At 63.1% G+C, this 14,549-nt stretch carries 14 protein-coding genes and 1 riboswitch; all 14 genes read left to right on the forward strand.

Going from position 1 to position 14,549, the window contains the following annotated elements:
* Positions 1-99 precede the first annotated feature (99 nt).
* The 14 genes from AC1Q61_RS14005 to AC1Q61_RS14070 all read left to right on the forward strand — a co-directional run bounded on the left by AC1Q61_RS14005 (position 100) and on the right by AC1Q61_RS14070 (position 14,531).
* Positions 100-1,074: an amino acid ABC transporter permease gene (locus AC1Q61_RS14005; RefSeq protein WP_003944440.1), complete on the forward strand. Its 975-nt coding sequence runs from the start codon at positions 100-102 to the stop codon at positions 1,072-1,074.
* Positions 1,071-1,856 (forward strand): amino acid ABC transporter ATP-binding protein, encoded by a 786-nt coding sequence (locus AC1Q61_RS14010; protein ID WP_020968833.1) that lies wholly within the window; start codon positions 1,071-1,073, stop codon positions 1,854-1,856. The genes AC1Q61_RS14005 and AC1Q61_RS14010 overlap by 4 nt, the downstream gene beginning before the upstream one ends.
* Before the next feature lie 34 nt (positions 1,857-1,890).
* Entirely contained in the window at positions 1,891-2,862 is a 972-nt protein-coding gene (locus tag AC1Q61_RS14015) for an ABC transporter substrate-binding protein (protein WP_007726832.1), read from the forward strand.
* A 10-nt stretch (positions 2,863-2,872) separates the two neighbouring features.
* Positions 2,873-3,982: an FAD-dependent oxidoreductase gene (locus tag AC1Q61_RS14020; RefSeq protein ID WP_215515723.1), complete on the forward strand. Its 1,110-nt coding sequence runs from the start codon at positions 2,873-2,875 to the stop codon at positions 3,980-3,982.
* An 8-nt stretch (positions 3,983-3,990) separates the two neighbouring features.
* Entirely contained in the window at positions 3,991-4,581 is a 591-nt protein-coding gene (locus AC1Q61_RS14025; RefSeq protein ID WP_042925869.1) for a GNAT family N-acetyltransferase, read from the forward strand.
* Between the two features lie 17 nt (positions 4,582-4,598).
* Positions 4,599-4,693, forward strand: a riboswitch (SAM riboswitch).
* 8 nt (positions 4,694-4,701) lie between these two features.
* Complete coding sequence (locus AC1Q61_RS14030) at positions 4,702-4,791, forward strand: putative leader peptide (protein WP_310504006.1); 90 nt, start codon at positions 4,702-4,704, stop codon at positions 4,789-4,791.
* A gap of 139 nt (positions 4,792-4,930) precedes the next feature.
* A complete protein-coding gene (locus AC1Q61_RS14035) occupies positions 4,931-6,568 on the forward strand; it encodes an ABC transporter substrate-binding protein (protein ID WP_003944291.1) in 1,638 nt (545 codons plus the stop codon).
* 2 nt (positions 6,569-6,570) lie between these two features.
* Positions 6,571-7,569, forward strand: coding sequence for an ABC transporter permease (locus AC1Q61_RS14040; protein ID WP_003944382.1), 999 nt, complete (start codon positions 6,571-6,573; stop codon positions 7,567-7,569).
* The gene (locus tag AC1Q61_RS14045) at positions 7,562-8,452 is read left to right on the forward strand and encodes an ABC transporter permease (RefSeq protein WP_042925872.1); all 891 of its coding nucleotides are present in this window, start codon (positions 7,562-7,564) and stop codon (positions 8,450-8,452) included. The genes AC1Q61_RS14040 and AC1Q61_RS14045 overlap by 8 nt, the downstream gene beginning before the upstream one ends.
* Positions 8,449-10,071, forward strand: a complete 1,623-nt coding sequence (locus AC1Q61_RS14050; RefSeq protein WP_042925881.1) for a dipeptide ABC transporter ATP-binding protein — start codon at positions 8,449-8,451, stop codon at positions 10,069-10,071. Before AC1Q61_RS14045 ends, AC1Q61_RS14050 begins: the two co-directional genes overlap by 4 nt.
* Positions 10,058-11,176 carry an LLM class flavin-dependent oxidoreductase gene (locus AC1Q61_RS14055; RefSeq protein ID WP_042925883.1) on the forward strand — a complete coding sequence of 373 codons (1,119 nt, stop codon included), beginning with the start codon at positions 10,058-10,060 and terminating at the stop codon, positions 11,174-11,176. Before AC1Q61_RS14050 ends, AC1Q61_RS14055 begins: the two co-directional genes overlap by 14 nt.
* Before the next feature lie 24 nt (positions 11,177-11,200).
* Positions 11,201-12,571 carry an NtaA/DmoA family FMN-dependent monooxygenase gene (locus tag AC1Q61_RS14060; protein ID WP_042925886.1) on the forward strand — a complete coding sequence of 457 codons (1,371 nt, stop codon included), beginning with the start codon at positions 11,201-11,203 and terminating at the stop codon, positions 12,569-12,571.
* Positions 12,568-13,392: a DUF1684 domain-containing protein gene (locus AC1Q61_RS14065; protein ID WP_042925888.1), complete on the forward strand. Its 825-nt coding sequence runs from the start codon at positions 12,568-12,570 to the stop codon at positions 13,390-13,392. Before AC1Q61_RS14060 ends, AC1Q61_RS14065 begins: the two co-directional genes overlap by 4 nt.
* Positions 13,389-14,531 (forward strand): LLM class flavin-dependent oxidoreductase, encoded by a 1,143-nt coding sequence (locus AC1Q61_RS14070; RefSeq protein ID WP_042925890.1) that lies wholly within the window; start codon positions 13,389-13,391, stop codon positions 14,529-14,531. Before AC1Q61_RS14065 ends, AC1Q61_RS14070 begins: the two co-directional genes overlap by 4 nt.
* The last annotated feature ends 18 nt before the right edge of the window (positions 14,532-14,549 follow it).

Here is a 14,549-nt window from a genome sequence, read left to right on the forward strand (position 1 = left end):
TCGTCTTCGCAACTCGAGCGCACCAACTCGAGGACACAGCTGCGTTCCCATTTCCCCGAAAGGTCTATTCGTGATGTCCACTCCGTCAGGTAGCGCGCCGTGAGCGCGCCCACCGATGTCCGCCCCGAAAAGTCGGTGTCCGAGTCGCAACTTCCCGACTCGGAGCTTGTCGTCGCTCGCACCTGGCACCCGCTGCGCTGGGTGATCAGTGCGGTCGTGCTGGTCCTGCTTGCTCAGTTCATCCACGGACTCGTCGTCAACCCCGGCTGGGACTGGCCGACCTTCGCGCAGTACTTCACCGCGAAATCAGTGCTCGCCGCGCTGTGGATGACGATCAAACTGACGCTGTGGGGGACGATCCTCGGATTCGGTCTCGGTGTTTTCCTGGCACTCGGTCGGTTGTCGAAAAACCCGGTCCTGCAGGTGATCGCTTGGACCTACATCTGGGCCTTCCGCTCGATTCCACTCATCGTGCAGCTGCTCTTCTGGTTCAACATCACATACCTGTACCAGACGCTTTCTCTCGGAATACCTTTCGGTCCCGAGTTCTTCACCTTCCAGGTCAGCGGTGTGATCGGCGGATTCACCGCAGCAGTCATCGGTTTGGCGCTGCACCAGGCTGCATACTCGGCCGAGATCATTCGCTCCGGAATCATCTCGGTGGATCACGGTCAGATCGAAGCTGCTCACTCGCTCGGCATTCCGCGCAGTCGCCAGTTCTTCAAGATCGTTCTCCCGCAGGCAATGCGGGCGATCCTCCCCAACGCCGCCAACGAGGTCATCGGACTCTTCAAGGGAACGTCGATCGTCTCCACCATGGCAATCGCCGAACTGTTCTACCAGGTGCAGGTCATCTTCGGACGCAACGGACGAGTCGTGCCCCTGCTGATGGTCGCCACGATCTGGTACATCATCCTCACGACGTTGCTCTCGATCGGTCAGTACTACGTGGAGCGCCACTATGCACGAGGATCCGCCCGTGCTCTTCCGTTGACTCCGGTACAGAAGGCGCGCAAGAAGTTCGAAGAGATTCGCGATGCGCGTCTCGATATTCCGCGAGGTGCGACCCGATGACCGCAGAACTGGCCGAAGAGACGGTGTATGCCGTCGAAGCGCGCGGAATTCACAAGTCCTTCGGCACGCTGGAAGTACTTGCCGGCGTTGATCTCCTGGTCCGCAAGGGCGAAGTGACCGTCATTCTCGGTCCGTCGGGTTCCGGTAAGTCCACCTTGCTGCGCACCCTCAATCACCTCGAGAAGGTCGACCGCGGGACCGTACGGATCGACGGAGAACTGATCGGATACCGGCGCAAGGGAAATCGGCTCCACGAACTGCGTGACCGCGAGATCCTGAAACAGCGTTCGCACATCGGATTCGTGTTCCAGAACTTCAACCTGTTTCCGCACCTGACCGCGTTGGAAAACGTGGTGGAAGCGCCGCTCTCGGCCCAGAAGCGTGATCGTGACGAGGTGTACCGCGAGGCCCGCGCACTGCTCGAGCGAGTGGGAGTGGGGGACAAGGCGGACGAGTATCCCCGCCAACTCTCCGGTGGCCAGCAACAGCGCGTCGCGATAGCGCGAGCGCTGGCACTGCGGCCGGCGGTCATTCTCTTCGACGAGCCGACGTCGGCGCTCGACCCGGAACTGGTGGGCGAGGTTCTCGAAGTCCTCGCTCAGCTGGCCCGTGACGGCGCCACCTTGGTGATCGTCACACACGAGGTCGGATTTGCTCGGGAAGTGGCGGACACTGCGGTCTTCATGGACGGCGGCGTCATCGTCGAACAGGGCCCGCCTTCGCAGGTGATCGACAATCCGGTCCACGAACGGACCAAAGCCTTTCTCTCCCGCGTCCTCTGACGCGACCCAGACTCATTCCCGGAAGGAAAAATTGATGTTCTCCACATCCCGTCGCGCGACTTTTCTGATCTCGGCGCTTGCCACCGTCGGATTGCTCAGCGCTGCATGCAGCAGCGCGGACGCCGAGTCCGACGGCGCCCAGGTCACCGCTGCTGCGGGTTACAACCTCACGGCCGATCAGAACCGCATCACCACCGACAAGGTGGATTCCATCGCCGCCGAGCTACCTCAGGACATCCGCGATCGTGGCACGCTGCGCGTCACCGGTAGTGCCGGTTCCGCTCCGCCGCTCCGTTTCTACGCCGACGACGACACCACCCTCATCGGTTCCGAGACCGACTTCGCCTATCTGATCGGTGACGTTCTCGGCTTGAAGGTCGACCTGCAGACAGCAGATTGGGCACAGAACTTCGTCCGGATCGACTCCGGTGAGGCCGACGCCTTCCTCTCCAATGTGACTGTCACAGAAGAGCGTAAGGAGAAGTACGACTTCGCGACCTACCGTCTCGACACCCTCGCCTTCGAAGCCAAGAAGGGTGCCGGAATCTCCATCAAGGAACCCAAGGACGTCGCGGGCAAGAAGATCGCCGTCTCCTCGGGCACCAATCAGGAAGCGCTGCTGGTCAAGTGGAGTGAGCAGAACGTCGCGGCCGGCCTGGCGCCTACCGACATCTCTTACTACCAGAACACCACCGACTACTACCTCCCGCTGCAGTCCGGCCGGATCGACGCCTACTTCGGCCCGAACCCGTCGTCGCAGTTCCACGCCAAGCAGTCGGGGGAGACCGAGGTTGTCGGTGAGTTCTCCGGGGCCGGCGACACCCTGCAGGGGCAGATCGCGGTGCTGGTGAAGAAGGACAACGGCCTGATCAAGGCGATCAACGACGCGATCAACCACACGATCGAGAACGGCACGTACCAGCAGATCCTCGAGCGCTGGAACATCACCAGCGAAGCCGTCGACACATCCCTGATCAACCCGCCCGGCCTTCCGAAGACCAAGTGAGCTCTCGTCCATGAGTGAGATTCTCGATGTGATCGTCATCGGCGGAGGACTCGTCGGGTCCTCCGCCGCATGGCGGCTCGCGGCACGCGGACGTAGCGTAGTTCAGCTGGAACAGTTCGGGCCGAGTCACAAGCACGGTGCGTCGCACGGTACTTCGCGTATCTATCGGCAGGCGTACGACAATCACCTGTACACAGGTTTGGCGGCCGGCGCGCTGCCGCTGTGGCGGGAGTTGGAGACCACGACGGACGTCGGGTTCCTGGAACTCACCGGTGCCGTTGATCACGGCCTGCCGCAGGCAGTGCAGTCCAAGGCGAAGATACTTCGCGAGGCGGGCATCAAGGGTGAGATCCTCACTCCTGCCGAGGCGTCCGCCCGTTGGCCGGGGCTGCGATTCGACACCACGGTGCTCCATCATCCCGACGCAGGCCGGTTGCACGCGGACCGCGCCGTGACCGCTCTGAAGGCAGGAGCGGTGTTTGCGGGCGCCGAGGTCCGTCACGATGTTCGGGTGTTGGCACTCGCGCGGGCGTCCTACGGCGTGGACGTGGTGACGGACAGTGGAACGCTCGCAGCTCGTCAGGCCGTGATCGCGGCCGGTGCGTGGACTGCAGATCTGATCGCAGACAGCGGTCTCGGCTCCGAGATCGTATTGCCGACACTGCGCACGACACAGGAACAACCAGCACACTTCGCACCGCTCGATCCCGGAGTCGAGTGGCCGAGTTTCGTTCACCACACCGGCGCAGAATTGGAGACCGCGGGGATCTACGGGCTCGGTTCCGAGGACGGGATCAAGATCGGCGAACACGCGACCGGGCCGGTGGTGACTCCGCAGACCCGTGACTACACCCCTGACGTCGACGGAGAGCGGCGATTGGCCCAGTACGCCGAGTCGTGGTTGCCCGGCGTCGATTCCACCCGTGTCGAGTCGATCACGTGCCTGTACACGAGCACGCCGGACAGTAACTTCGTCATCGACCGAGTCGGCGCCGTCACGGTGGCGGCGGGATTCTCGGGGCACGGGTTCAAGTTCGGTCCGGCCTTGGGTGAACTTGTGGCGGACCTCGTCGACGGAACCACCCTCGCTCCGGAAGTTTTCAGGCTGGGGGAGCGTTGACCAGATTCATGGAGGAAAGTGTTGTGGCACTGGAGCTCGGTACTCGACAGCTTGAGGGTGTCGGAGCGGTAGAGGTCTATTCGGTATCGCAGGACGATCCCTTGGCAGCTCCACTGATCGCGGAGTTGGCACTCGAATACAGTTCGCGTTACGGCGGGACTCGCGAAGCGATGCTCGATGATCTCACGACGTATCCGGCAGAAGAATTTGCCTACCCGCAGGGTGCGCTTCTGGTGCTCACCCACGACGGTCTGCCGATCGCCGGTGGTGCGTTTCGTCAATTCGATTCCACCACTGCCGAACTGAAGAGAATCTGGACGTCGGTCGACTATCGGAAGCGCGGCCTCGGCAAGGCCGTCGTTCGCGAGTTGGAACGAGAGATCGAACTTCGTGGATACAACCGTGTGTTTCTCACGACGGGTCCTCGGCAGCCGGAGGCCGTCGCGCTGTATCTGTCCAGTGGATACACACCGCTTTACGACGCTTCACTCTCGCCCGAAGAGGTGGGCGTCCACCCGTTCGAGAAACAACTTCGGGTGCTCGAAAATGTGACTCGAGCAGCAATTCCTACCGACCGGGTTGACAACACCCGGGTTTGACCTCGTACACTTGCGAACGACCATCCAGAGCGACCGAGAGACCTGGCTCATTGAAGTCGCAGCAACCCCCCGAGTGATCGGGTGCGGGTGCTACCGCCAGGACCGATGGAGGAACACGAAATGAAGGCAGTCGAAGGCGGTTTCGATACCGCCTGGTCGCGTCGTCACGTAGACCTGTGCCGCACCGCGGGATCTTTCTGTACCAACTGACCTCTCGGTCAGTCATTCACACTCAGGCGAGTCGTCGACAAGTCTGTTTTCTCTTCTCTCACAAGTGATTCGTGCTCGATCGCCTTTTTCGTCTCAGGCGACGGGTGCGCTCTTCGGCATGCCTCTTTAGGAGTTCTTGGTGTCTTCGCCCTCATTCGGTGCCCGCAAACGCGCGACCGTAATCGCCGGTATCGGTGCTGTCTCGGTTCTCGGCACCGTCCTCGCCGGCTGCAGCAGCGGGAGTGACAGTGCTGCCGACGCAGGCCCCGCCCAGTCCGGCGGAACCCTTCGCTACGGTCTGTCGCAGGCGCCGACGTGCGCCGATCCGGCCCAGGCCGGCAGTAACCAGACCGTGTATGTCACTCGGACAGTGGTGGATTCGCTTACCGATCAAAATCCCGACACCGGAGAGATCACCCCGTGGCTCGCCAAGAGTTGGGAGATCAGCCCCGACGCCGCTAGCTTCACGTTCGTCCTTCGCGACGACGCCACCTTCAGTGACGGCACACCGGTGACGGCGGATTCGGTGAAGAAGACCTTCGACTCGGTCAAGAACCTGGGACCGAACGCGTCGTTGGCGAAGAGTTACCTGTCCTCGTACACCGGTACCGACGTCGTAGATGCTCACACGGCGAAGATCAATTTCTCCGGACCCAATGTTCAGTTCCTGCAAGCAACTTCGACGCCACAGCTCGGAATCCTCGCCGATTCCACCACCGCGCTGGCATCCGAGCAGCGCTGCCCCGGTGCAGCGGTGATCGCCTCCGGACCGTTCGTGTACACCGACTGGCAGCAGGACAAGAGCGTCAAGATCGCCAAGCGTGCGGGATACAACTGGGCCTCGGATGCGGTCGCGCATCAGGGCGAGGCGTACCTCGACGGCGTCGACTTCACGGTGGTTCCCGAATCCGGTGTGCGGGCGGGCAGCGTGGCCTCCGGCCAGCTCGATGCGGTCAGCGATGCGCTTCCGCAGGATGCGCCGCAAATCGAGGGCGCGGGTGGACGAATCCTCACAAGGCCGAACCCGGGTGTGAGCTTCTTCTTCCAGCCCAACGTCAGTCGCGGCGTTCTCGCTGATCAGGCTGTTCGTCAGGCCATCATTCCCGCGATCAACCGCCAAGAACTCGTCGACACCGTTCTGGATCCGTCGTTCTTCCCGGCCACGAGCCCGCTGGCTCACACCACTCCGCTCTACAGCGACGAATCCAGTGTCGTGACGTACGACGCCGACAAGTCGGCGAAACTCCTCGACGCGGCTGGTTGGAAGACCGGCAGCGACGGTATCCGCGAGAAGGACGGGCAGAAGCTCACTTTCAGCGTCACCTTCAGTCCGGTGTTCTCGGGTAACCAGGCCATCCTCGAGCTCGTGCAGCAGCAGCTCAAGAAGGTCGGCGTCGACCTGCAGCTCAACTTGGTCTCGAACGGTGAATGGACCGAGAAGGGAGTATCGGGTGATTACGATTCGCTGTATTACAACAGCACTCGCGCGGACGCCGACATCTTGCGGGCATCGTTCAGCACCGAAGGCCGCAACCTGAACCGTCGCGGCGCAGATCCGGAGCTCGACAAGGTACTCACAGACCAGCTTGCAGCCACGGACAACGGCCAACGCGGCGAACTGGTATCCACCGCACAGGAATTGATCCTCGACCGTGGACTCTCCATCCCCACCATCGAGCTCTCGCAGGCCATCGGCGCCGGATCGAGTGTGCAGGACCTGAACTTCGAAGCCTCCTCGCGCCTGCAGTTCTACGACGCATGGTTGTCGGGTAAGTAATCATGACTCGATACGTACTCACCCGACTGGGCCAGGCCGCAGTGGTTCTGTGGGCCGCCTTCACCATCTCGTTCGTGATTCTGTTCCTCCTGCCGAGTGATCCCGTCAGCATGGCTGCCGACTCGTCCGGTCAGGGTGTTGCAGTGGATCAGGCTGCGCTCGATCAGCTTCGGGCACGGTACGGCTTGGACCAGTCGGTGTGGGTGCAGTACTGGACGTCGCTGACGAATGCTCTTCGCGGCGATTTCGGTACGTCCATCTCCACCGGTCAGTCGGTGACGGATGCCATCTTCTCGGCGCTGCCGAGCACTCTGGTCTTGGCAACCACCGCTTTGGTTCTGGCCGTGTTGTTCGGAGTGGCGATCGCGTTCTTCGCTACCTACACCCGCAAGCGGTGGCTCGCGAATCTGTTGTTCTCGCTGCCGCCGCTGGGTGTGGCGGTGCCTACCTTCTGGGTTGGCCTGATTCTTCTGCAGCTGTTCTCGTTCCGTCTGCACATCTTCCCCGCTTTCGGAGACAAGGGATTCGCAACGGTGATTCTTCCGGCGATCACCTTGGCGATCCCGACCGGCGCGGTGATCGCGCAGGTGCTCACGACCAGCCTGCAGTCGACGCTACGTTCGCCGCACGTGGAGACTGCGTACGCCAAGGGCGCAAGCCGTTGGCGCGTGCAGACCCGTCACGCGTTGCGACTGGCGAGCATTCCGGCATTCACCATTGCCGGTGTGCTGGTCGGCACGCTGCTGGCGGGCTCGGTGGTTGTGGAAACGGTGTTCTCCCGCGCGGGCGTCGGCCGTCTGACACAGACGTCGGTGATGGCGCAGGACATCCCGGTGGTGCAGGGAGTCGTTGTGTTCGCCTCTCTCGTGTTCGTGCTCGTCAACCTCGCGGTCGACCTCTTCTACCCCTTGATAGATCCACGGATCATCCAGACGAAGAAGAGTCACACCGAAAAGTCGAATACCGAAAGCTCGACCGATCTGGAGCCGGCTCATGTCTGACACATTGATCGAACCCCTACTCCTCGATCCGACCGTCGAGGCGAAGGCACCTGTTGTTTCGCGCCGAAAGTCCACGGCCATCGGCTGGATCCGAAAGCCCGGCTTGGTGATTCCGGTGTTGATCGTGTTGCTTGCCATCGGCTTTGCCGTCGCACCCGGATTCTTTGCCAGCGGCGATCCGTTGTCCGGTGTCCCGGCGGACAAACTGCAGGGCCCGAGCCTGGCTCACTGGTTCGGAACCGACAATCTCGGTCGTGACCTGTACACACGGTTCGTGCACGGCGCCGCGCTGTCCCTGACCGCAACCTTGGTGGCGGTCGGAATCGCATTGGTGGCGGGATCGATAATCGGTTTGCTCGCGGGCTTTGTCGGTGGCGTCGTCGACGCCGTGCTGATGCGCATCGTCGACGTGCTGCTGTCCATTCCGGCGCTGCTGCTCTCGTTGGCACTGGTGACCGCACTCGGCTTCGGCACCATCAACGTCGCCATTGCTGTCGGCGTCAGTATGGTCGCCAATTTCGCGCGAGTGATGCGTGCCGAAGTGATGCGGGTGCGCGGAGCTCAGTACGTCGAGGCCGCGTTCAGTTCGGGTGTGCAGTGGCTCGGTGTCCTGCGTCGGCACGTGCTTCCCAACTCCTACGCGCCGGTGGTCGCGCTGTCCGCTGTCGAGTTCGGGCAGGCAGTACTGGCGGTGTCGGCTCTGAGCTTCTTGGGATTCGGCGCCGTTCCGCCTACCCCGGAATGGGGATCGCTGGTATCCGAGGGACGTAATTTCCTCGCCAATGCCTGGTGGATGACCACACTTCCCGGTCTCGCGATTGTCGCCGTGGTCATCTCGGCACACCGTATCGGCCACGAGATCGAAAGGAACAACCGGCGATGAGCACGACCGAGGAACAGTTGCTTTCCGTCACCGACTTACAGATCGCCTACGGCGCCGAGCCCGCGGTATCCGGCGTGAGCTTCACCGTCGGTCGGGGCGAAGTAGTTGCGGTGGTCGGGGAATCGGGTTCCGGTAAGTCGACCACGGCCCACGCGATATTGGGTCTGCTCGCCGGCAGTGGCCACGTCACCGGCGGGACCGTCGAGTTCGAGGGTGAACAGATCGACTCGTATTCCGACCGTGCGTGGCAGCGAATCCGCGGCGCGCGTATCGGTTTGGTGCCGCAGGATCCGACGACCTCGCTCAACCCGGTGACGAGGATCGGCGACCAGGTTGCAGAAGTCCTCCGGATCCACGGCCTCGCAGACCGTCGCAAAGCCCGGTTGGACGCCGTCGAGGTGCTCGAGCGCGCGGGTATCGACCGGCCGGAAATCCGAGCACGCCAGTACCCGCACGAGCTCTCCGGCGGTATGCGGCAACGCGTTCTGATCGGTATCGCGCTTGTCGCGAACCCGGCCCTCGTAATCGCCGACGAGCCGACCAGTGCTCTGGACGTCACGGTTCAACGGCGCATTCTCGACCATCTCGACGAGCGGATTGCCGAATCCGGTGCCGCCGTGCTCCTGATCACGCACGACCTGGGTGTGGCCGCAGACCGCGCGGACCGGATCCTGGTGATGCAGGGCGGCAGGATCGTCGAATCCGGCCGCACCGCGGATATTCTGGACAACCCGCGAGACGAGTACACGAAGAAACTTCTGAGCTCTGCGCCGAGCCTGTCCTCGGGACCAGTCGTTCGCCCGGTCCGTCAGGACACCAGCCCGCTGCTGACCCTGACGGGAATCACCAAGCACTTCAACGTCGGACGCGGGAGTTCGATCACCGCGGTGAACGAAGTGTCGCTGACTGTTCCGAGGGGTCAGACGGTGTCGCTGGTGGGGGAGTCGGGCTCCGGCAAGTCGACCACCGCACGCATTGTCGTGCGATTGGAGCAGGCGGACGCAGGCACCATCACCTTCGACGGCCAGGACATCACGAAGGTCAAGGGCAGCGACCTGCGTGAGCTGCGCCGAAGGATCCAGCTCGTGTATCAGAACCCCTATGCATCACTCGACCCGAAATTGTCCGTCCAGGACATCGTTGCGGAGCCGCTGCGGGCCTTCAAGGTTGGTGGACGCAGCCAGCAGCAGAGTCGTGCAGCAGAGTTGCTCGATCAGGTTGCACTTCCCGAGCAGTTCCTGAGCCGCAAACCGGCCGAACTCTCGGGCGGCCAGCGTCAACGGGTGGCGATCGCTCGTGCGCTCGCTTTGAAGCCGGACCTGCTCGTTCTCGACGAACCTGTGTCCGCTCTCGACGTCTCGGTGCAAGCGCAGATTCTGGCGCTACTCGACGAGTTGCAGCGCGAACTGGGCCTGACCTATCTCTTCATCTCCCACGATCTTGCGGTTGTTCGCCAGATCAGCGACGTCGTCGGCGTCATGCAGGCCGGGCGATTGCTCGAAATCGGCACTACCACCGAGATTTTCGACAATCCCCGAAACGAGTACACACGCACACTTCTCGAGGCGATCCCCGGGCGGGATCATTCGACACGAAAGGCCGAACATGTCCGAGCGTAGTTCCGGAGCATTCCTGGTCGGTCTCGAATTCGAGGGCACCGGAGCTCATCCGTACTCCTGGCGACGCGAGGACTCACGCGCCGAAGATCTGTTCACACCGTCGTACTGGGTGGACCTGGTGGCCACCGCGGATCGGGGTGGGGTGGATCTGGCGTTCCTCCCTGACTCGTTCGGACTGCAATCCGAGGGCCAGCACGCAGTGCGGGGCAGATTGGAGGCGGTTGCAACTGCGGCGCGGCTGAGTGCTGTGACCTCGCGTATCGGCCTGATCCCCACTGCGACAGTCACGCACACCGAGCCGTTCCACATCTCCAAGGCCGTCGCGAGTATCGACTACTCGTCAGCGGGGCGGGCCGGCTGGCAGGTCGCGGTGTCCGACACCGCTGAGCAGGCGTCGTTGTTCGGCCGAAAGGCAGTGCAGGGCCCCGAGTCTGCGTGGGAGGAAGCGTCCGAGGCTGTCGAGGTGGTCAGTCGGCTGTGGGACAGCTGGGAGGACGACGCCGAGATACGTGACGCTGCGAGCGGACGATTCATCGATCGGGACAAGCTGCACTACATCGACTTCGAGGGAAAGAACTTTTCCGTCAAAGGGCCGTCCATCACGCCGCGCTCCCCGCAGGGGCAGCCGCTGATCGCCGTCGACGCGAGCAGGCCGGAGGCACGCGAACTCGCGGTTGCGCGCGGAGATCTGATTCGGATCTCGGCAACCGATCTCGCCGAGGCCAAAACTACGGCCAAGCTGGTCCACGCGAGTGCCGCCGCCCTCGGGCGCAGCGTCAGGGTTCTCCTCGACGTCGACGTGCTTCTCGGCGCTGATCGCGGAGCCGCCGACGACGCTTTGGCGGAACTCGAGGAATGGGCGGGAGCGCCGTATGCCCCGCACTCGCTGTTCTATCGCGGTGACAGCGCGGGTTTGACTGCGCTGCTGCGTGAGATCGGTGGGCTCGCCGGGATCGACGGTGTGGTTCTGCGTCCACTGGCGCTGGCCGCCGCCGTGGAGAAGATCGCGACGGACGTAGTGCCAACTCTCAATCCGCGACCGAGTACCGCCCCGACGCTGCGCGAGCGGTTGGGCTTCCAGTTGCCCGTCAATCAGTTCGCGTAGCGCGAGTAGAGAACAGGAACACCGATGACACAGAACAGGATTCGCAAGCAAGTCCATCTGGGCGCTCACTTTCCCGGCGTGAACAACACCACGGTGTGGACCGATCCGGCGTCCAAGAGTCAGATCGAGTTCAGCTCGTTCGAGCATCTCGCCCGCAGTGCCGAACGCGGATTGTTCGACTTCTTCTTCCTCGCAGAGGGTTTGCGCCTACGCGAGCATCAGGGCAAAATTCACGACCTCGACGTAGTCGGTCGCCCGGACACCTTCAGCATTCTCAATGCGGTTGCCGGTGTGACAACGCATCTCGGCCTGGCCGGGACGATCAACACCACGTTCAACGAACCGTACGAGTTGGCCAAGCAGTTCTCGACGCTCGATCATCTCTCCGACGGCCGCGCCGCCTGGAACCTGGTCACCTCCTCGGACGCCTTCACCGGCGAGAACTTCCGCCGCGGTGGCTATCTGGAGCATTCCGAGCGGTATGCACGCGCCAACGAGTTGGTCGACGCAGTACGGACGCTGTGGGACAGCTGGAGCGTCGACCGTCCGATCGTCGACCGTGAGCGCGGTGTTTTCGCCACCGACCAGCAGGTCGGCCAGTTCCAGCACTCCGGTAAGCAGTTCGACATCGCCGGACGCTTCGAAGTTCCACGGAGTCCGCAGGGGCACCCAGTTCTGTTGCAGGCCGGTGACTCCGACGAAGGACGCGAGTTCGGCGCGGCCAAGGCCGATGCCATCTTCACCGGGCACGGAACGCTCGAAGCAGGCAAGGCGTTCTACGCCGACGTGAAGGGACGCTTGGCCAAGTACGGACGCACGCACGCAGACCTCAAGATTCTCCCCGCCGCCACCTTCGTCCTCGGTGACAACGCCGCGGACGCACAGGAGAAGGCATATCACATCCGGCGGCAGCAGGTCGGACCCCAGACTGCCATCGCTTTTCTCGAACAGGTTTGGGGCAGAGACCTTTCCCAGTACGACGCCGACGGCCCGTTGCCGAAGGAAGATCCGTCGGACGACGTCAACATCACCCGTGGACGCGTCCGCCACGTCAAGGATCCACGAGCGGTCGCAGATCAGTGGCGTGCCAAGGCCGAGGCCGAAAACCTCAGCATCCGTGAACTCATCATCGAAGTGACTGCCCGCCAACAGTTCGTGGGTAGCGCCGCCGAGGTCGCTGCCGAGATCGACAGCTACGTCCAGGGCGACGCAAGCGACGGATTCATCCTCGTTCCCCACATCACCCCCGCGGGCCTCGACGAGTTCATCGACACCGTCGTACCGGAACTTCAGGACCGCGGCAGTTTCCGGACCGAGTACTCAGGAACCACCCTGCGCAGCCATCTCGGGCTGCGCCACCCGCACGAGCAGGCTGAAGGAGTCCGCGCATCATGACCGTTACCGACACTTCCACCAGTACCTTCACCGGCGATTGGAATGCCTGGCACGCCTCGCGCGACGCCACCTTCGGCGAACCCCTCGGCTGGCTGAGCCTGACTGCGTTGCATTGGCTGGTGGACACCGATTCCACCTTCGCGGACCTGCCCGGTGCATGGCGCGCCGACGCGAATGCCGTTGTCGTCACCGCGACGCCCGCAGACGACTTGTCGATCGACGGCGTCGCCGTGGACGGTTCGGCCACTCTGAATCCGATCGAGGGGGCGCCGGGACTGATCGTCAAGCAGGGCGCACGGTTGGTCGAGGTCATCCGCCGCACCGGCGAGGTGGCTCTGCGGATCCACGATTCGTCGGCCCCGGCATTGGCGCAGTTCAGTGGTATCCCGACCTTCGAGCCGAACCCGCAGTGGCGCATCGAGGGTGTATTCACAGCTTTCGAGGAGGCTCGCACGGTGACGACGGGCGCGGTCGTCGAGCGCCTCGAGCATCATCACGACGCCCTAGGAACCATCAGCTTCGAACACGACGGTGCAACGTATACGCTGATTGCGTTCGCGGGCAAGGACAACGGCTTTCACATCCTGTTCACCGACGCGACCAGTGGTGTGTCCACCTACCCGGCCGCACGCTCGCTGCACGTGAGCGCACCTGAACCCGGTGGCGCGGTAGTCCTCGATTTCAATCGGGCGTCGAACCTGCCCTGCGCGTTCACCGATTACGCGACGTGCCCGGTGGCCCCCGCCGAGAACCGCCTGGCGTTCGCGGTGGAAGCCGGCGAGAAGACACCGGACACCCGCTCCGAAAGCGGACCGAGGTGAGCGCGCCGCTGTCCGTACTCGACCTCTCGCCGATCAGTGAGGGCGGAACGGCCCGCCAGGCTTTGCGGAACTCGCTGGACCTCGCTCGTTCTGCCGAAGCGTGGGGATACAAGCGTTACTGGGTCGCCGAACACCACTTCGTCGGCGTTGCCTCTTCGTCGCCAGCAGTGCTTGTCGGGCTGATCGCGGCCGCCACCAACACCATTCGCGTCGGCTCGGCCGCCGTGCTGCTGGGCAACAACACGGCGGCTCAGGTGGTCGAGGCCTTCGGTACCGTCGAAGCGTTGTATCCGGGTCGTATCGATCTCGGTATCGGGCGCAGCGGACAGCGTCGGGTGGAGGCACTTCGCGCCGTCGCTGCCGGAACGCCTGCGCCGCCAGAATCGAAGCGAGAGAACGTCGTACGCGACGGCGTCGTGATCCCGGCACCCTTCGATCCAACCGGTCTTCTCACGTCACCGCGGTTGCAGGCGTCGTTCGAGGCATTGGCGTTTCCGGGCGCGCAGGCGCCCGATTTCGAGCAGCAGGTCGACGACATACGCTCGCTCCTGAACGGTACCTACAGAACCCGCGACGGCATCGAATTGCACGCCAGTCCCGGCGAGAATGCCGACGTCGAACTGTGGGTGTTCGGAAGCAGTGCGGGCCCCAGTGCCGAGCTCGCCGGACGACTCGGATTGCCGTTCGGTGCGAATTACCATGTGGCGCCCTCGAGTACGCTCGATGCCGTCGAGGCATACCGTGCAGCATTCCGACCGTCGGCAGTTCTGTCGGAGCCGTATGTCGTCGTCTCCGCGGATGTTGTTGCTGCGGAAGACGATGCGACGGCGAGAGAGTTGGCGTCTACGTTCGGGCACTGGACGCACAGCATTCGCAGCGGACACGGCGCCATCCCGTACCCCGATCCCGCGACAGCGCTCCCACTTTCCGACGCCGACAAAGCAGTGGTGGAGGATCGGCTGATCACGCAGTTCGTCGGTTCACCGTCTACCGTCGCCGACAGGCTCGACAGTTTGCAGAAGCTCACCGGAGCGGACGAATTGGTAATCACCGGGGTGACCCATCGGCACGAGGATCGTCTGCGCTCGTACGAGCTGCTTGCCAAGGAATGGGGACTACCCGCACTACTGGCAGCGTGAGTTTGCCTTGGTCCATTA

The organism is Rhodococcus sp. MPR-R1B (genome assembly GCF_058793255.1).